This window comes from Parabacteroides sp. merdae-related_45_40 (assembly GCF_001915675.1).
The window spans coordinates 17,502-36,587 of record NZ_MNQY01000115.1 but is presented as its reverse complement, the minus strand read 5'-3'; the positions used below and the strand labels follow the sequence as shown (position 1 = coordinate 36,587).

Annotated in this window: 10 protein-coding genes and 2 pseudogenes; 4 read left to right on the top strand and 8 right to left on the bottom strand. The window is 46.7% G+C overall.

Annotated features, from left to right (window positions below; all coding sequences use genetic code 11):
• Positions 1 to 766: 766 nt before the first annotated feature.
• From BHV83_RS14440 to BHV83_RS14410, 7 genes and pseudogenes are all read right to left on the bottom strand, one after another.
• Complete coding sequence (locus BHV83_RS14440) at positions 767 to 1,957, bottom strand: cyclically-permuted mutarotase family protein (RefSeq protein ID WP_122378765.1); 1,191 nt, start codon at positions 1,955 to 1,957, stop codon at positions 767 to 769.
• Between the two features lie 3 nt (positions 1,958 to 1,960).
• Positions 1,961 to 4,036, bottom strand: coding sequence for a GDSL-type esterase/lipase family protein (locus BHV83_RS14435; protein ID WP_195283908.1), 2,076 nt, complete (start codon positions 4,034 to 4,036; stop codon positions 1,961 to 1,963).
• Positions 4,037 to 4,057: 21 nt separating this feature from the next.
• Positions 4,058 to 6,076, bottom strand: coding sequence for a family 20 glycosylhydrolase (locus BHV83_RS14430; RefSeq protein WP_048926918.1), 2,019 nt, complete (start codon positions 6,074 to 6,076; stop codon positions 4,058 to 4,060).
• 11 nt (positions 6,077 to 6,087) lie between these two features.
• Entirely contained in the window at positions 6,088 to 7,710 is a 1,623-nt protein-coding gene (locus tag BHV83_RS14425; protein WP_005863836.1) for a sialidase family protein, read from the bottom strand.
• A 137-nt stretch (positions 7,711 to 7,847) separates the two neighbouring features.
• Entirely contained in the window at positions 7,848 to 9,413 is a 1,566-nt protein-coding gene (nanU, locus tag BHV83_RS14420; RefSeq protein WP_005863837.1) for a SusD family outer membrane lipoprotein NanU, read from the bottom strand.
• 25 nt (positions 9,414 to 9,438) lie between these two features.
• The gene (locus BHV83_RS14415; RefSeq protein WP_122115116.1) at positions 9,439 to 12,714 is read right to left on the bottom strand and encodes a SusC/RagA family TonB-linked outer membrane protein; all 3,276 of its coding nucleotides are present in this window, start codon (positions 12,712 to 12,714) and stop codon (positions 9,439 to 9,441) included.
• 47 nt (positions 12,715 to 12,761) lie between these two features.
• Positions 12,762 to 13,880: pseudogene (locus BHV83_RS14410) on the bottom strand (MFS transporter); the annotation flags it as partial.
• Between the two features lie 133 nt (positions 13,881 to 14,013).
• On the opposite strand from BHV83_RS14410, the gene BHV83_RS14405 reads away from it, so the two are divergent.
• From BHV83_RS14405 to BHV83_RS14390, 4 genes and pseudogenes are all read left to right on the top strand, one after another.
• Complete coding sequence (locus tag BHV83_RS14405; protein ID WP_121962055.1) at positions 14,014 to 15,222, top strand: ROK family transcriptional regulator; 1,209 nt, start codon at positions 14,014 to 14,016, stop codon at positions 15,220 to 15,222.
• A gap of 141 nt (positions 15,223 to 15,363) precedes the next feature.
• Complete coding sequence (locus BHV83_RS14400; protein ID WP_008773239.1) at positions 15,364 to 16,281, top strand: dihydrodipicolinate synthase family protein; 918 nt, start codon at positions 15,364 to 15,366, stop codon at positions 16,279 to 16,281.
• 3 nt (positions 16,282 to 16,284) lie between these two features.
• Entirely contained in the window at positions 16,285 to 17,487 is a 1,203-nt protein-coding gene (locus BHV83_RS14395) for an AGE family epimerase/isomerase (protein ID WP_195283909.1), read from the top strand.
• Between the two features lie 103 nt (positions 17,488 to 17,590).
• A pseudogene (locus BHV83_RS14390) lies at positions 17,591 to 17,734 on the top strand (MFS transporter); the annotation flags it as partial.
• Positions 17,735 to 17,789: 55 nt separating this feature from the next.
• Here the strand turns inward: BHV83_RS14390 and BHV83_RS14385 are convergent.
• Entirely contained in the window at positions 17,790 to 19,085 is a 1,296-nt protein-coding gene (locus tag BHV83_RS14385; RefSeq protein ID WP_044547477.1) for an HlyD family secretion protein, read from the bottom strand.
• Position 19,086: the final 1 nt, after the last annotated feature.

The window sequence follows — 19,086 nt, the reverse complement described above, 5'->3', positions numbered from 1 at the left end:
CACTTTCACAAAATAAGAGATTCATCTTTTACCAATACTTCATCAAACAAACTTTTTGGCTAATATAAACGATGGTTTAAGCTAGTCGTTTTAAAGAAGCACTTAGGAATGAAGATGTGCTTTTCCATCAGATTGATGAGCGTACATGATTTGGAACAGGAAATTTAATAGCAAACGAGAGCCCGTATCTAGCCGAGGGAGAAACGAAAACGATCTTGACTGATGCAGGCCAATAGTAGCCTATATATTTATTATAGGTAAAGGTGGAATAGCCCCCTCCTTCATGCATGCATCCCCACTGTCACCCTCTTGGCATTCGTAATCGGTTTGGGTAAGCCCTTTATAGAGAGGAGTGCATATCTATGATTGCGATATCTTCTTTTCCCATCATGGCCAATAATGTGCTGCAATTTGAGGCGTATCCGGATGTGTAGGTTATCGTATACTTATTTTTAAGGTAGGCTTATTGTATATTTCCATATACGCTCTTGTTTCCTGTCGTGTGATTCAGTAAAAACATGTACGTGTTTCCCGAAAAACATGTACGACTTTTTCCAAAAACACGTACGTGTTTCGCGGAAAGTATAATTGTCTTTTTAAGGTGTTTATGTTCAATGATTTATATAAGAACATTATTTACGTGCTTATTGTCTAGGATTTACCTTGGGATACGTATGCTCTAAATAGACTCCGGATACTTAAAATCGGGTGGAAAAAGTAAACAGGGATCGTTGGCAAACTTACCAGCGATCCCACTAAATCCCTATTATAATTTCGCTTGATTCACTTGCGGCGTGCGGATACCCGGTTTCAATTCTCCGTTGATGATAGTTAACCGGCCATCTTGGATAACCGCTCCCGCTCCGGCACGGGCCAACTGCTCATATTCGCCCAGATCGCTCCATGCTTTCGTGGATAGGTCGTATTGAAGTAAGGTGGTATTGAATCGGTACCATTCTACCGGATGGTGCATATAGGCCTTGGCTTCGGCTTGCAGGCGGGTAATGGCCGCTGAATCTCGCGCCGCCTCCGCTTTCGCTAAATGGATCGGTCGGGCGATGGCGGCTAGGAAACAATCGTAGTTCACACCTCCCATAAATAAGATTTTATCCGTTTGGAAAGTCACGGCACAGCCTCCTGTTAGGGTACGGTTCGTTCCGTCCTTAAACGGGGGAAGAACGGTCTCTCGTTGCCAGGTAAAAGTTGCCGGGTCGAATACCAATACATCCGTTGGGACGATCGGTTCCTCTTCGTTTAGGATGGGCTGGAAGCCTCCGGCTAGATAGATACGTGTGCCGTTGGGACTTTCTCCGGTCGCTAATACCGGCTGTACACGGGCTGCTCCCGGGAAGTCCGGTAGTTGTTCCCATCCCTTTTCGATATTCGCTAGGTTGAGGCGTAAGAAGGTATGGCAGGGCTGTCCGTTCTCATTTCCCCCTGCTACGTAAATCTCCTGTCCGGTAAAAGCGGCCGAGAGATTATCCATTGGAGACGGTAAGGAGGGTAAGGCGCAAACCGCTACCTCTCCTTTCGTGGGGTTATAGGAGATGCGGGAGACCTCTACCAAGGAAGAATCACTGTTGTTTCCTCCGATGCAAACGATACCTTCCGGGGTGGAAACCGTAGCGCCGTAGGCGACGGGACGAGGCAGTCGGCCGATCTCTTTCCAGCCTTCAGGAAGAAGGACGAATATCTCGCTATAATATCGCTTGGCTCCTCCCTCGGTGACGGGTTTGTCCGGAAAGTTGCAACCTCCGGCAACGATCAATACGCCGTTATGGATGCCGGCGAACGGGGCAGAAACGCCAAGGGAAGCCGTATCGGCTGCTCCCGGTAGATCCGGTAATTTTGTCCAGTTTATCATGGTGTTCTGTTTTTTAGATACAGGCTGGCCGCATCCCGCTACGCAGAGTAGCAGGAGGAACAACCAGCCGGTGATTTGTTGTTTATTATGCATAGCTTATTCTTTTATTGCCCGGAACGTAGAGGCCGGCATGCCCGCCTCGTTTACAAGATTCGCTCTCGTGAAGGGTTGCCAGCCGTAGCGTACCAGCTTCGGGTGAGTCACTTGATCGTTCCACACCTTTACTTTCCCGTTCTCTATCACGGCTTGCGCCGGATAGTAAAGTCCTTCCTGCTCGGCGACCTCGAATGTACGGATGGGGTCCCCATCGGAAGTTGTCAAGTCCTTTGCGTAATCGAAAGTGATATAGGCGGCGTTATCGGTAAACGTTGCGCTGCGGAACAAAGGGCCGGATGGGATTACGTTATGTCCGTAGGTCTTGTTCAAGGCCCAATATGCCAGTCGTTCGCCAATCTCTTTTTTTCGGGTAGGGTGAACGTTTAAAGAATCCCCGCGATCGCTACTAACGGCCATACCCGTATTCGATACGGTTTGCGCCAGACGGCGTTGGCTGTCCCTGAACCAAGTCCAACTCGGGCGGTCTATGCTGGATAGTTGGACATAGTAGAAAGGCAGGTCTGCGTTCCAATTCTGGCGCCAGCTGTTCACCAATAACGGGAATAATCGTTCGTGTACTTCCATATTATGGGCGTTCGATTCTCCTTGGTACCAAATAATCCCTTTGATGGGATATCGATGAAGGGGTTGGATACCCGCCTCGAACAGATAACAAGGCTCATACGGATGGCGTTGGAGCGGGTTGGACGCTTGTTTGATGTTTAAGGCCGCCCGTTCACGTACCCAATCTTGGATAAAGTCGTTCTTCGTCCAATCCTGTAAGATATCCGGAAACTCGAATTCCAGTGTTTTCCGGTCGATCCATGCCTCCGTAGGCGAGCCGCCAACAGCGTTCAATATCAATCCTACGGGTACTTGTAAGCTATCGGCCAGCATACGCCCGAAGGCAAATCCTATGGCCGAGAAGCGTGCGGTATTCCGCGTGTCGCATACTTCCCATTGGGCGTCGTGGTAATATTGCAGGCGGTTCAATGAATCCAGTACGGAAGCGTCCCATTCCACGGCGTAGGTCTCCCAGCGGGGCTTTAGGTCGAATAAACGGATTTGCGAGTGTTGTTTCACGTAATCCAATTGTTGCTGTTGTTCTTCCTTTACGCTCTCGTTTACCCGGAACGCCATGTTGGATTGTCCGGAGCATAGCCAGACTTCCCCGGCTACTACATCCCGATAGTTCAGCGTGCGGCTGGGGGTAGAAACCGTTAAGGTATAGGATTTCCCGCTTACCCGTAAGGGATCGAGCGTGACAGTCCATTTCCCGTTCGTACCGGCTACGGTCTCCTTCCTTTGTCCGGCGAGGGTAACGGTTACTTTCTCCCCTTGGTTGGCGATGCCAGATATAGGAAGCGGTTGATCCCGTTGCAAGACCATCCGGTCCGAATAGATGGCAGGAAGCTGTAATCCTCCGTAATCGCCGGTTAGCGCCCCATAAACGGTGCGGGCCAAGATACCGGCACCTTCAGCGTTTGGATGCAATGCGTCGGGCAATAGATCCGGACGGTCATATAATCCTTCCTGCAAATCGACCAAGGTCGCGCCGGCTATCCGGGCGATTTCTTCGATAAGCGCTTGCTCCATCCAGTACCAGTCTCTTGTACCGGATTTAAAACGAGGATGGCGGTGAGATATCGGAGTCATACGGCAAACCCATACCTTGCATTTCGGATTGGCTTTCCGGAAAGATTCGATCAAGGAAAGATAATCCCGAACGAAATCGTCCCGGTAATTCGGCCATGCCCGAGGGTCCGTATCGTTCAATCCCAGATGGATGATCACGTAATCCCCGGCAAACCTCAGTGCCTTTTGATACGCCTCTTGTTGGGTATAAGGACGATATCCCTTGTTTAATAAAGTAGCCCCGCTATGCCCGAAGTTCTCCACTTCGTAGGCATCTCCAAGCATCTGTTGCAATTGGGCCGGGTAGCAGTTTGTTTCCCGGTTCTCGATTCCGTAGCCGTAGGTCACGCTATTACCTACGCAAGCCACCTTGATCTTTTGCGCTTGGCTCATAAATGCGAAAGCGAGGAAGATGGATAAGATTCCTATTATTTTTCTCATTTCATTCAACCGAATTAGACGTTATTTAAGTTGTTTATCCGGAGAGTAAACCAGTCCTTCCACCGCTTTCTCTCCATCCGGGGTGACGCAAACGAACGTAAACATCCATTTCACCAGACGGACCTCGGGGGTATTGAACGTACCGACCGGAAGCTTCATGAACACCTTGTTCCAGCCTTTTTCCAGATGGACCGGGGTTGGTTTACGGCTTACGCAGTTCTCGTTCCCCAGTGGGATCTCATTGGACTTCTCCCGGTGGGTAGCGGTCCATACGGGGGGCGTTATCTCTTGATCATTTACCCAGATACGGCTCTCTTTATAATCCCATTTCCCTTGTGAGGGAGGAAGATCCATCTCCGAGCGCCCGTAATTCTGGAATTCGATCCACGCCCCTACGTCTTGCGTCTTGGGCGAATAGATCCAAGTCCATGCGTAAGCGGTATGATTCGGCTGCGGGTCCTTATAGACACCGGGAACCAGCGGTCCCCAGACATGGCGCAGGTAGATTCCGGCACCGATGGCGTCGTGCGTGCCGTAGCTTTTCCCTTCATAGGTATATTGCGTCTGAAGCGCCTTTTCCGGAGGGAAAGAGCGGGTCAGTTCCCCATCATTCGGGAAAGGGTCGGTGATACGCCATCTCACGTTGGTTTGCTTGACGTAGGCGAACGGGTATCCTTGGAAATGATGTTCTTTATGCCATAACATCCGCCGCTCAAAATCGACAAATGCCTTATGCTCCTCGTTATCGGGATCGATAGGCAGCATCGTTCCGTTCTTATCGAAATATTGATAGCCGCCGCCCAACCAAGAACGTTCGGCGATCGCTAATAGATTCGGATACAAATTATTCTCCCGGATCAATTTGTCCTCCGGCTGTACGATCCGGTCGTGCCATACGGCAAGGATCGTACCCGCCAAATCATGGCTTCCTTGCGGTTCATTGTAAATACGGCTGGTGTACAAGGCGATTAAGTCGGCGAACGTATCAAAATGGTTGATATAATGGAAACGGGAGTCGATCGCAGGAATGCCCGGTCGTGCTTTTCCCCGGTAACTCCACATTTGCTCCATGTCGATCTCACCCGGTTTGTACTTCCATCCCGGGTTCCAAGAGATCACTTGTTTCCCTTTCGCACGGATATAAGCGACCATCTCGGGTACGAACTTCGGATTGGTAAACTTTACCTCGTCCGTACCGATATGTAAGTAAGGAACCTCCTCGAATACCTCGCAAACCTCATCCATCAATAGTTTTAAGATCGCCATACCCTCCTTGCCCTGCATATCATGACGGAACGCCCGGATGAAAGCGTCGCTATGCCCCGGCATATCGATCTCCGGGATCAATAGTACGTTATGCTCCTTGCAAAAGCGAACCAGCTCCTTTGCCTCCTCGATCGTGTAATATTTTCCGGGCATACGGCTCATATTGCAGCTGTCGTTCAGCATCGGAAAGATCTTGCTCTCCAGACGCCAAGCTTGGTTCTCCGTGAGATGCCAATGAAATACGTTCATCTTGTAGCGGGAAAGTACCTCGATCTCCCGTTTCAGTTCTTCCATGGAGATATAGCTCCGCCCTACGTCTTGCATGAATCCTCGTATGCGGAAAGCAGGCCAGTCGGTGATCTCGCAACCTTGGATGGAATATTGGTTTCCTCGTCGCTCGGTCAGTTGGCGTAAGGTCTGTATCGCCCAATAAGCCCCTTGCTCGGACACTGCCCGGATGGTTATGCCCCGGGAAGAGACGCTTAGTTGATAAGCCTCCTCGGAGTTGAGGGGGATTCCGTCCAATTTGTCAACCAAGGAAACCTCTATCTTGTATCGGCTGTCCGGTTGGACGCTTACCGGCAGCTCCTCCAAGAATTCCATTAGGATGGAACGGAGTTTCCCTTCGGAAGAAACCGCGATTTCCTTCGGATGGAACGAAGCGTTTGTCCGGACGTATTTTTGGGGCAAGGGCAATAAAACAGGATTCCGGGCCTGTAAAGACCCGGAAATGCCTATATATACAATAAGAATAAGATTCAGTATTGATCTCATAGATTGTTTCTCTAAGGAATAAGATCTGTTAGCTTAATGGCTTGGAAGGTCATATGCGCCACGCTTGACTCGTAGAAGATTCCAACCGTTTCCTTATCGATCATGGAGAGACAGGAATATCCCCAGCCCTCGGCCTCGTCTAATAAGACTTGATGTTCCGTAGGCCAAGTAAGTCCGCCGTCCAGACTCGCCTTGATCGTGATATGATTACGCCCTTTTGTCGTATTCGGGTTGGAGAAGAGTAAAAGGTCTTTGCCGGTGATGTTGTCTTTGGCGTTTACCTTGATCAAGCTGGCCATACAAACGGGTTCCTGCAAGGCACTGCGGCTGGAAGGATGCTCTGTCCATGTCTTGCCTAAATCTTTTGTCGTGGCTACGGCACGGCTACCGCCCCGGTTATCGCGCATATTTAGCATCAATACGCCCGGCTCTACCTCGGCAACTTGCGCCTCCGTGGTATTCGTGCGGGCTAAGTTATGCAGGTGCCATGTTTTCCCGCGGTCTTTGCTATACATAATGCCGGCGTTGGGCACACGGGTAGCGTCGATAAACTGGATGGGGAAGACCAAAGTACCGTCTTGCATCGTGATGCCTCGTCCCGGGCCTTGCAATAGGAAATACCAAGACGGGTCTTTTACTTGAGACGTGATGTTGATCGGTTCGCTCCACGTCTTACCATCGTCCTCACTTTTCACGAGCATAAGTTGGGCGGTCTCGTCCGGTGTCATTCCCGGCATGGAGTTCCACCAAGCCCGTTCGTTACCCATACCATGCGTCCATGCGGCTACTACCCAGATCGTATTGGTCTTTTCGTCTACCAAGATCGATGGGTCTCCCACGCCGTTTTGTCCGTGGGGCAGGCCATCCGTTTGTTTGAAAGTCATGGCTACTCGCATCGGTTCCCAAGTTTGTCCCTTATCGGTACTGCGGCTTACTCCGATATCGATTTTCTCTTGCAGGTCCACGCTGCTATTATAGCGAATATCGTAGACTCCGAGTAATGTTCCGTTATTCGTCGTCACTAATCCCGGGATGCGGAAGGCCGCCGATCCGTCATCCCCGGCTTGGCGTACGCCGATACCTACATGGCGTTCGTCCACCTTTCCTTTCCAAGTGATGTCGATCGGTTTGTTGTTGATCTGGGCGTTAGGTATCGTAGTCGCTACTTTTGCCAATAAGGAAGTCTCTGGCTTCATCTGGATACTTACCCAGAAATAATTGATGCCTTTAAGCATCGGTTGTTTAGAGGTTAGTTTTACCGTGCGCGACAAGGGGGCGGTAACCTCATCTTGCCGTACGGAATAAGATTCAAGAGCCTTACGGGTATTTCCCGGTATATGGCTGGATATGTACGTAACGGGACTGAAATGTTCCCCTTTGCGGGATGGAGCTTCCACTCCGCTATAAAATAGACGTATCGCTTGGATGTCCGACAGATTGACATTGTCTCCGATCTGTATCGTGATCTCGTTTAATACATCCCCTTTTTGGGCCGGTATCCGCATCTCGTAAAGTACATTGTCGATCCGGTCTATCAAGATGGGGATTTGTTGCTCTCGCACATAAAGACTGTCTGCCGCAAAAGCCGTTTGTACGATGAAAAGAAGGCAGAAATACAGGAAAGTTTTTTTCATGATGTTTTTTGTTTGTAGGTTGAAATTAATAGATATGTGAATTCCAAAGGTAGCGATATTCATTCATATGAACAAAGCCCCTTTGGAATTCGTGCCAAAAACCTAGTTATATCCAATCGCCTTAAACCTATGTACGATTAGTATCCGGGAGTCTGTTTCAATGCGGGATTGTTTGTCAATGCATCCTCGTTGATCGGCCACAAAAGACGGGACTCTTGTGCGGTCGTGTATTTCAAGACATATTGATTACCGAAACGTCTCAAGTCATACCAACGCTTGCCCTCGAAGAAGAACTCGCGCAGCCGTTCTTTCAATATAGCTTCCATCACGTTCTCATCGCCCCCCTCAAATGGGTTATCGTTATAGAAACTTCCCTTGTCATTCGGATAAGCGACCTCGTTTTTATGTGCGTTGAAATATTCAGAACCGTAAGCACGCTCGCGTACGGCATTGATCTCCGTGGAAGGATCTTCTCCTAAGAGAGCTTTAGCCTCGGCTAGTAGTAACAGGGCATCGGCATAACGGTAAATAGGATAATCATCCAGCCAGTTACGTTCGTTGCTACCCTCCAATGTTGTTCCTTGGAATTTGTATGCGAATGGAGCGATGTACTTTATGCTTCCGTCTTCCTGTTTTTGATAAACAGCTTTCAAGGTTCCTGTCAGACGGGAATCATTTTCGCGGAAAGTTTTCCAGTAATGATCTTTCTTAACTTGGTAACGCATTAAACCGTGGAAATTATAACCCGGAATTTCCATGAATGGGGTTCCTGATTCATCGCAATAGTTTGCCATGTATTCACGTTGCGGAACCATGTTGTTTCGCCAATTATAATCTTTCCACATGGTGAATTCATCTTTGATACTCTTGAAAGCGAAGATGATCTCGCTATTCTCCTTATTCCCATAGGCGAATACATCAGTAAACTTATCCTGTAGCTTTAGGTTGCCGTTTTGTTGAAGATCTTGCAAAGCAGCCTTGGCGGTAGAATAATCTCCTGTACCTCCACCCATTTGGCGACCACTCCATAAATAAACTTCACCTTTTAGTATCAATGTGGCTGATTTAGACCAGTAGCCTTTTCCATATTTGTAAGAATAATCACTACCGAAAGCATTGACGGAAGCGTCAATGTCTTTCTTGATCTGGTCCATGACCTCACTTGCTGGAGACGCCGCTTTTTCCAAATGAGAGATATCCAGTTCGTTACCTAGAGTAGGTTCGGTTACCAAAATTACATCTCCCCATGAACGTAATAGATGGAAATAAATATACGCACGCATACCATATGCTTCACCTAAGAAGTAGTTCTTCTCATTTTCATCTAATAAGGTAGTCTCGTTGGTCTTACGGATCATGAGGTTTAATTGGTTGATTGTCTCATAGAAATCTCCAAAATTGCTGATGCCCGTAAATTCAGCGTTGATCGTATTATACGGATATCGTTCTACGCCTTGAGTGGCTTCACCTCCGAAAGGCTGGTCGCCATAAATATCGGCACGTGGTTCACCCAGTACGAATATATTATAGCTACGTAAGCGAAGCAAGGAATGCAGACCTGTATTGAATGCCTTGAATTGGTCCGATGATTTCCAATAGTTAGCATCGGAAATACTGCTGACTGGCTCCATGTCCAACGAGGTGCATCGATTGAATGTCAACAAGGACACAGCCACCATAAAGGTTATAAATATCTTTTTCATATGATGTTTAATTTTTATGCGTTAATTAGAAAGTTACAGATACACCCATAAGGACAGTCTTAGGAGTCGGATATCTACCATTGTCGATGCCTTGACCATAATAGGTATCTACGGCTGGTTCTGGTGATACTCCGGAATAACCGGTAAAGTAGCACAGATTTTGTCCGGTGACATAAACAGAGGCGTTTGACATAAACGCTTTATTGATCCATCTTTTCGGTAAGTTCCATGTCAATGTGATCTCGCGAAGTGCCAAGTAATCACCCTTTTCATAGAATCGTGAGCTGTTGTTATCTACAGCCGTAAGTCCGTTGTTGGAGCGGGTGATATTCTTTTTGCTCAATTGATCCGCATAGTAGAATTTCGGGATATCCGTATTCGTGTTCTCTTCAGACCAGCTTTGTTTAACCATGTCGATGATGTTAAATGAACCTTGGTATTGTCCGATAGAGCGTGCGGCCAAGTCGTTATACAATGTATGGCCTAATGCGTAGTCGAAACGGGCGTATAAAGAGAAATCCTTGTAAGAAACGGTGGTAGAGAAACCTCCTGTTACGTTCGGGAAGATATTGCCTACCTTCACACGGTCTAGATTGTTGATGACACCGTCACCATTCAAATCGGCCCAACATACGTCACCCGGCTCGATTTGTTGTTTTCCGGTTTTGTCTTTCAGGGCTTCCCATGCCGCTGGACCATATAATTCACCAATGGCGTCATAACGATTATTTGCGTTTGCTTTTACGTCATCCCAATCTTTGAAAATGTGATCTTGCTTGAATGCGAACAAGTCACCCAGCTTTCCTCCTTCTTGTTTTCCGCCAACCCAAACGACTTCGCCTTTTTTCGGATCCCATACTTGGTATCCACCTTGGCGGTTGTTCTCGTTTCCGTTTGCCGGAAGCTTGATGATCTTGTTGGCTACCGTAGATAAGTTAGCTGTTACGTCCCAACTGAAACCTCCTACATTATTTAAGATGTTAGCTTTTACCTCCATCTCAAAACCTTGGTTACGCAGTGTTCCTAAGTTGGTTTTGATACTTTTGAATCCCGTGTAATTAGGCAAATCCAGATCAGTCAACAAATCGGAAGTCGTACGGTTATAATAGTCTAAGATAAAGCTTAAGCGGTTATTGAAGAAACCTATATCCAGACCTACTTCGAAAGACTTACTTTGCTCCCAACGTAAACCGCTATTAACCAATTGGTCATTGTAAAAACCAACGGAATTGTTGTAGTTTGTTATGATATTTCCGTCTTTGTCTTTTTGTCCGTAACTACCGTATACGTCATAATAGCCTAATCCGTTTACATTACCGTTTACACCATAGCTGACACGTGGTTTCAGGTTCGAGATAATATCCGCTAATTTGGAGTCCTTGAAGAAATCTTCCTCCATGATGTTCCAACCTGCGGAGACACCCGGGAAGAAACCCCAACGGTGGTCGCTCAGTTTGGAGATACCATCATAACGAGCTACAACAGACAACAGATATTTGAGGTTGTAGTTATAGTTTACACGAGCGAAGCCGGAAAGGATACGATAGCCTTGTTTGTAACTGTATGAATACGTACGGTTACTTCCTGCGTTCAAGGTTGGGATATCATCCGAAGGTGAATTTTGAGTCTTGGCGTTTAACGTATATTGATGCCAATTGAAATACTCACCGCCGACCATGGCTTCCAAATTGTGCTTGTCCTTGAAACTATCAGAATATGTCAAGGTCACACTATGTTGCTGTTGATTTTCCTTTACATATTTCGCTTCAGCCTGGCGCGTTAGGTTCGGTGTGCTAGAGTTCTGTTGTTGATAGGCTTTATCAAATTTATCCGTTTGATTATCTACGTGATACAAAGCGCTATTAGCCTTTAATACTAATTTCTCGGGAATGATTTGCAAATCGAAACCTATGTTGTATGTTGAACGACGGATTCCATTTGTATTCGTTAGCTTGTCCTTGTAGTAAAGAGGATTACCATCACCGGTACCGAAACCGGAAGCGGGAGATCCATCTTCCATATAGGGGTTCCAAGTTGGGCGTTGGCTCATCGTACGATAGAAGAACTCGTATTGACCGATCCATAATCCCGGCGTACGAGACCAAGTGTAAGTCGCCCCGCCGTTTACAGTTAAGATCGGGAATATTTTATAGGAACCGTTTAACGTTCCGGAGAAGCGTTCGTAACTAGTACCTTTGATCAAACCATCTTCTTTGTAATAACCTAAACTAGCAGCGAAAGTACCCTTATCGTTACCGCCTGTAATGTTCAAATAATGATCTTGCGTGAATGAGGGGTCTTTGAAAGCTGCATCTTTCAATTGGCCTGAATAATCCTTAAATAAAAGTTGCTTTGTAGGATCATTGGGATCTGTCATTTGTTGCCAACCTTCGTTTAACAGACCTTTCGTCGTGTCATCTAGATAGCGAATGTCGAATAAATCGTTACCAACTCCATAGCCCATTTGGTTATCGATACCCGAACGTCCGGTTCGCTTGTATCCTAAGCGATTATAATAGATATAGTCCTCTGCGTTCAAGTAATCATATCCTGTACGGGCGAAGTTTGCTCCTCCTTTAAATTTATAGGAAACGGAAGCTACGCCTTCTTTTCCCCGTTTGGTCGTGACAAGGATTACACCGCCATTCGCACGTGCTCCATAAATGGCCGTTGAGGCAGCATCTTTTAATACTTGGATGGACTCGATATCTGAAGGGTTGATATCTGCCAAAGAGTTACGAACGATACCGTCTACCACTACCAAAGCTCCATTGTCTTTTCCGGTCATGGTAGCTCCACCACGAAGTACGATATTGGGGTCTTTACCCGGCTGGCCACTTATGTTTACTACGCGTAAACCGGAAACCGTACCTTGTAAAGATTGTCCGGCATTGGCCATAGCTGCATTTTCCAGTACGGCGTTATCCAATTTAGAGATAGAGGTTGTCAAGGTCGCTCTCTTTTGTGAGCCACCGTAACCGGTTACCACTACTTCGTCTAGCTGTTCGGCGTTTTCTTGTAGGATCACGTCTACTTTGGCCTTTCCGGCTACTGGAACTTCTTGTGTCTTGTACCCAATGAAAGAAAATACTAATGTGGCGTTCTTGTTGGATACGGTGAGAGTGTAATTACCGTCGAAATCGGTAATCGTTCCATTTGTCGTGCCTTTTTCAACGATAGACGCACCGGGGACACCCATGTTGTAGGTATCCAGCACTGTTCCGGAGACTGTCTGCTCTTGTCCGTACATAAATGCCGGAAGTAGGAGCGCAAGCATTAAGAGCAGTAGATTCTTCTTCATAATGAATTACTTTTTTGTTGTTTATTTAGTTTATTGGATGAGATTAATTAGCATTCGTCGGTCATATTAGCGACTTTCGGACGTAAGAAGATCACTTGGATTAAAAGTGCGATGAGTACCAATCCGGCTAGCATGGCGAAGTCATGGCCAAGATTACCAGCGTCGGTAGATTTTCCTAGTATATCCGTGATGGCGGCTCCGGCAAATACACCGGTCATATTCATAATTCCATAGGCTGTAGCCCGATAACGGGGGGAGATGAATTGGCAAAGGATAGGCATATTATTGGCGTCGAATATACCATAACCGATACCGAAGCAAAGACCACCGCCGATAATCATCGGGAAGTTGTGCCCAAATCCTAGTAATAGGAGAGAGGGTATCGTTAATGCCAAACCAATGGCGCCTGTGTATACACGTCCCCGGACATTCCGCTGGATCCATTTATCGGATAAAATACCTCCGGCGATTACCCCTATAAAGGAAGAGATAGCGATCGTGAATGTAGATAACGGACCGGCCTCGGACATATCCAACGAGAGATTTTCAGCGAATAGGGTAGGGAGCCAGTTCTTTGTCGCCCAACCCGGTAAGCTCGGCGTGGCGAAATAAAGAAGAATGATCCAAAAAGCGATGTTCGTGAATAACATCCCTAATCCTTTAAACGCACCGGAAATCGGATTCTCTTTCGGATAATTTTCCAGTTTTACGGCTTGTTCGACATGATCTTTCTTATCGTGTAAGAAGATGATCAAGACCACGCTATAAGCGATGCCGATGATACCAAACCAATGGAAAGTCGTTTCCCACGTATAAGCGCTGGCCACCGTAGCTCCGAATCCTCCCAAGGCTTGGCCTACGTATAGACCTGTCATATGGATACCTACGGCTAATGACCGTGTTTTCTCTTGGTGATAATCTGTGATAAGCGATAATCCGGCAGGAATATACAGGGCCTCACTGACCCCCATCAAGGCACGTAGGTAATAGATCTGATTGAAATCCGTGCAATACCCCATCATCAAAGTCACGAAGGACCAGACAAATAAGCTACCCACGATTAGCCACTTCCTGTTTACCCTGTCTGCCACCATACCGGCTACAGGGCTCATGAATCCGTAGATCCAGAGGAAGACTGCCATCAAACGTCCGAAGTTCGCCGCAGACTATGTCATTCAACTTCTATTACAAATTCTTACAATTAAGATAGCTCCTTATGAAAAAATTTTATTTTATTACGCTTAGTTTTTGAAAAAACTTATTGTACCTTTGCCCTAATCACTCAATAAAGGTATAACCATGACAACTAAGTTCTTGCTCTCGTCCGATGACAATACTCGTAGTGGCCTTCTGAAAAAGAAGATCATACATTATTATATGGCCAATGGAGACGCTACTATAGCGGAGGTATGTAAAGAAATGAATCTCAGTATCCCCACCGTCACCAAGCTAATTAGCGAATTACAAGAGGACGGTTATATACTCGACTTTGGAAAACAAGAGACTAGCGGAGGGCGTAAGCCTAGTATTTACGGGCTCAATCCCGCATCCGGCTATTTTGTGGGCGTAGATATACTGAAAGATCAACTGAATCTAGCCATATTAGATTTTAAGGGAGATAAGATCCGCATTGAGCAGAATATCCCTTATACACTCGAAAACACACCAGCCGCTTTAGACCATCTTTGCGAATGTATCAATGAATTTATAAACTCGTTGCCGATCCCAAGGGAAAAGATATTAAGCATTGGCATTAATATATCCGGACGGGTAAATCCTTTCGCCGGATATAGCTATAGCATTTTTTACTTTGAGGAGAAGCCCTTGTCTCAAATCCTTGAGGAAAAACTACATATAAAGATCTATATAGAGAATGACACCCGTTCCATGGCTTACGGCGAATATCTTCAAGGAGTCGTAAAAGGAGAAAAAAATATCCTATTCATCAATATATCTTGGGGATTAGGTATCGGTATCATCATAGACGGCAAGGTTTATTTCGGGAAATCAGGCTTCTCCGGAGAATTTGGGCACTTCAGCTTCTTCGAGAATGAGATTCTTTGCCATTGCGGTAAAAAAGGATGCCTCGAGACTGGAGCTTCCGGTTCTGCCCTATACCGTACCCTCCTTGAGCGGTATAAAGAGGGTAGCAACACCATATTGGCCAGTAAAATCGATGCCGGGGAATACATCGGACTCTCTGACTTGATCGACGCTATTCACAAAGAGGATATGCTATCTATTGAGATACTGGAGGAGATCGGTTTTAATCTAGGTAAAGGAATAGCAGGATTGATGAACATTTTCAATCCAGAACTGGTCGTACTGGGTGGGCCCTTGTCGCAAACGGGAGAATATTTAAGTCTACCTATTAAAAGTGCCGTTAGGAAGTACTCTTTAAACTTGGTAACCCGTGATACACAGATCAAAGTATCCAAATTAGGTGAAAGAGCGGGCATATTAGGGGCCTGCCTGCTATCTCGATCTAAAATTCTAGGTATGATTTAACAACCATTTCAAAGGAATTAAATAAAAATCAAATAATTATTTCATTTTCTTGATAAAATATTGGTTTATTATTAAAATATTTTATTTATATTTGCATCGTAATTAAAATCAGAGGTTAAAACTCATAAAAATAACGCAGGTATGGATAAAATTAAAGGACTGATCGATGCTCCCTTCACTCCGTTCCATGAGAACGGGGAAGTTAATTACGAGCCAATTGAAGCTTATGCGAAACTTCTTGTGAAAAACGGACTGAAAGGCGTGTTCATCAATGGTTCTTCCGGAGAAGGTTATATGCTGACAGAGGAAGAACGCATGAAATTGGCCGAGAAATGGATGGAAGCAGCTCCGGAAGGCTTTAAGGTAATTGTGCACGTAGGTAGCACATGCGTTAAGTCTAGTCGTAATTTAGCGGAACATGCTCAAAAGATCGGCGCTTGGGGTATTGGCGCTATGGCTACCCCTTTCCCTCGTATCGGTCGAATTGAGGAATTGGTAAAGTACTGCGAGGAGATCGCTTGCGGCGCTCCTGCCTTACCGTTTTACTACTATCATATCCCTGCGTTTAACAACGCTTTCCTCCCTATGCTGGATTTCTTAAAAGCAGTAGACGGGCGTATCCCTAATTTCGCCGGTATCAAATATACATACGAGAGCTTATACGAATACAATCAATGTCGTTTATACAAGGATGGTAAATTCGACATGTTGCACGGACAGGATGAAACGATTCTTCCTTGCCTTGCGATGGGTGGAGCGCAAGGAGGTATCGGTGGTACCACAAACTATAACGGAAAAGAATTAACCGGTATCCTAGAGGCTTGGGCAGCCGGTGACTTAGAGACAGCTCGCGAGAGACAAAACTTCTCTCAGGAGGTTATTAACGTTATCTGCAATTACCGTGGTAATATCGTCGGAGGAAAACGCATCATGAAATTGATCGGATTAGATCTCGGCAAGAACCGTACCCCGTTCCGGAATATGACGGACGAAGAAGAGGCCGCGATGAAAGCGGAATTAGAGGCTATCAATTTCTTTGAAAGATGTAATAAATTCTAAGGTATGGCAGCGTTTGACAATTTATCTAATCCATCGGAATATCTAGCTTATTGGGGCAAGACCTATCGGAATGAGCTTCTTTCCAATATTCTTCCTTTTTGGATGAAATACGGACTGGACAAAGAGAACGGCGGTTACTTTACTTGCGTAGACCGGGATGGTACTCTGATGGACTCTACTAAATCCGTTTGGTTCCAAGGACGATTCGCCTTTATCTTGGCATATGCCTATAATCACATTGAGAAGAACGAAGAATGGCTGAGAGCCTGTAAAAACGGTATCGATTTCATCGAGAAACATTGTTTTGATACGGACGGACGTATGTTCTTCGAGGTAACAGCGGCAGGCATCCCTGTACGTAAACGCCGTTACGTATTCTCCGAGACTTTCGCAGCGATCGCCATGGCCCACTATGCATTGGCATCAGGTGACAAAGGCTATGCCGAGAAGGCCGTGAACTTATTCAAGCAAGTATTGCACTATAAGAATACCCCGGGATTATTGGAGCCTAAATTTCGTGAAGGTCTCGTGGCGAAAGGCCATTCTTTCTGCATGATACTGATCGATACGGCGGCACGCATCCGTGAGGCCATAAACGATCCCATACTTACACAACAAATCGATGATTCCATAGCCGAGTTACGCCGTGATTTCATGCATCCCGAATTCAAGGCTATCTTGGAGACAGTAGGACCCAACGGTGAGTTTATCGACTCTATCGCCGGGCGTACCATCAATCCCGGCCACTCCATCGAGACCGCATGGTTTATCTTGGAAGAGGCCAAATACCGAGGATGGGACCCCCAACTGAAAGAGATGGGTTTACAAATCCTCAACTGGTCTTGGGACTGGGGCTGGGATAAGACGTACGGCGGAATCAACTATTTCAAGGATTGCAAAAACTTCCCTCCCCAAGAGTATTGGCACGACATGAAGTTTTGGTGGCCACAATGCGAGGCGGTTATCGCTACGCTTTACGCCTACCAAGCGACTGGCGACGCCAAATATCTCGAAATGCACAAACTAATAAACGATTACACATTTAATCATCTCCCCGACAAAGAATATGGGGAATGGTATGGCTACCTACACTTCGATGGTAGTGTCTCTCAATCTGCCAAAGGCAATCTATTCAAAGGTCCGTTCCACATTCCTAGAATGCTTCTCAAATGTAGTTTACTCTGCGACGAAATTCTTTCTAAATAACTTTATCTAAAATACTGAAAATTGGTCAATTGACATCAGGGGTCACAACCGTGGCTCCTAATGTTTCTAAGGCTTTGTTTTCCTTTTTATTTTCCTCAATCAAATGAAAAATAAGAAATTATATCCTTGGATCGTAGTCGGTTTACTATGGGTTGTCGCCTTACTGAACTATATGGATCGCCAGATGCTATCAACCATGAAATCAGCTATGATGGTGGATATCGTGGAACTAGAGTCTGCGGCGAACTCTGTCACTCGTGACATCTGTGATAAACGCATAGGAAAGAAAGGATAATATTACACTAAAATCCTTCTTTCACGATCCGTTTGATCGGGAGGAAGAATCGTTCGATCAGGCGTAATTCTTCCGTTACGATCTCCGCGGAGGCTTGCGTCTCGGGCGAGACGGGCAGGTCGATACCGTAATTGGTTCTCAGACCCTCTGGAAAATCGATATCCGCCGTATAGTACTCGTCGGTGGGGACCAATGAGATATTCGATACCACGCCATTTACCACTCCAAACTCCTGATCCGGGAAATTGGAGAAACGGACGATCGCCCGCTGGCCTCTCCGGACTTTTCCCGAGCGTGCTATCGGTATGCGCACCTTCCCCACCAGCCGGCCCTCGCCTTGCGGCACGACGGTGAAAGCCACCTCTCCGGATGGGATATACTGGTTCTCATTCCAGTACTTAGTGAAAGTTACGACACCCCCTACCGGGGCGATGAGGCAATAACGTAACCTCCACTCGTTCATGCTGTTCAGCAATTGTTCCCGGGCGGTCTGTAATTCCTGCCGTAGCGTAAATTCTTTCTCGCTCCGCTCCAGCGTCAGATCCAGCAAGGATTGCTCTTGCTCCCCGATCTGTATCCGGAGATTCTCGGCCGAGGCTGCCGCCCCTTCCAGCGAATAACGGCTTTGCAGCAGGGAAGCCCGTGCGGTCTCATGCTCGTAGGAGGAAATCACGGACCGGCTATACAATAATGAATCCCGGGCGTATTGCCGCCTTGTCAAGGCGAATTGCTCCGAGAGGGTCTTCCGCTGCCGTTCGGTCTCGTTATAGTAAGCCTTATACAACGCTATCTGTTTGCGGATGGAGGTCATTTTTTGCGGATAATAATCGATCTCCCTGTAATTGATGCAGGCATGGAGCGCCGAGAGTAGTCCCGAGTAAGCCGCTTGCATATCACCCAGCGATAGCTCCTTGTACTTTGATAATGCCTTGTCCAAGCTATCCACGTCGCTTCCGGATCGTTCCAACGCCTTATCCAGATAGATGGCATCGTCCGTGTCGGCGTGATTCTCTATGACCGCCAGCCAATCCCCCTGCCTTACCGGGCGATTATCCCTGACGAGCAGCTCCTGTATCTTTCCCGCCGCCCGTGTCACTACCGCCGTCGCGGGATGTTGCCCCGTCAATGTCATGTCTGCCGTGATCACGTCAGGATATTTGAAGAAACAGCTTCCCACCAGCAATGTCACGACCACGAGGAATAACAGCGTTATCCCCCACCGTACGATCCAGGCCGGCACTTGCCCCATCACCTCCTGTACCTCCTCGCTCCTCAGTTCTATGTCCTTATTTCTCTTCTCCAAC

Coding starts and splice junctions, on each gene's coding strand:
- BHV83_RS14430 (WP_048926918.1), bottom strand. CDS start 6,076: ATGAGATCAATACTGAATCTTATTCTTATTGTATATATAGGCATTTCC.
- BHV83_RS14425 (WP_005863836.1), bottom strand. CDS start 7,710: ATGAAAAAAACTTTCCTGTATTTCTGCCTTCTTTTCATCGTACAAACG.
- BHV83_RS14440 (WP_122378765.1), bottom strand. CDS start 1,957: ATGCATAATAAACAACAAATCACCGGCTGGTTGTTCCTCCTGCTACTC.
- BHV83_RS14435 (WP_195283908.1), bottom strand. CDS start 4,036: ATGAGAAAAATAATAGGAATCTTATCCATCTTCCTCGCTTTCGCATTT.
- BHV83_RS14400 (WP_008773239.1), top strand. CDS start 15,364: ATGGATAAAATTAAAGGACTGATCGATGCTCCCTTCACTCCGTTCCAT.
- nanU (WP_005863837.1), bottom strand. CDS start 9,413: ATGAAAAAGATATTTATAACCTTTATGGTGGCTGTGTCCTTGTTGACA.
- BHV83_RS14395 (WP_195283909.1), top strand. CDS start 16,285: ATGGCAGCGTTTGACAATTTATCTAATCCATCGGAATATCTAGCTTAT.
- BHV83_RS14415 (WP_122115116.1), bottom strand. CDS start 12,714: ATGAAGAAGAATCTACTGCTCTTAATGCTTGCGCTCCTACTTCCGGCA.
- BHV83_RS14405 (WP_121962055.1), top strand. CDS start 14,014: ATGACAACTAAGTTCTTGCTCTCGTCCGATGACAATACTCGTAGTGGC.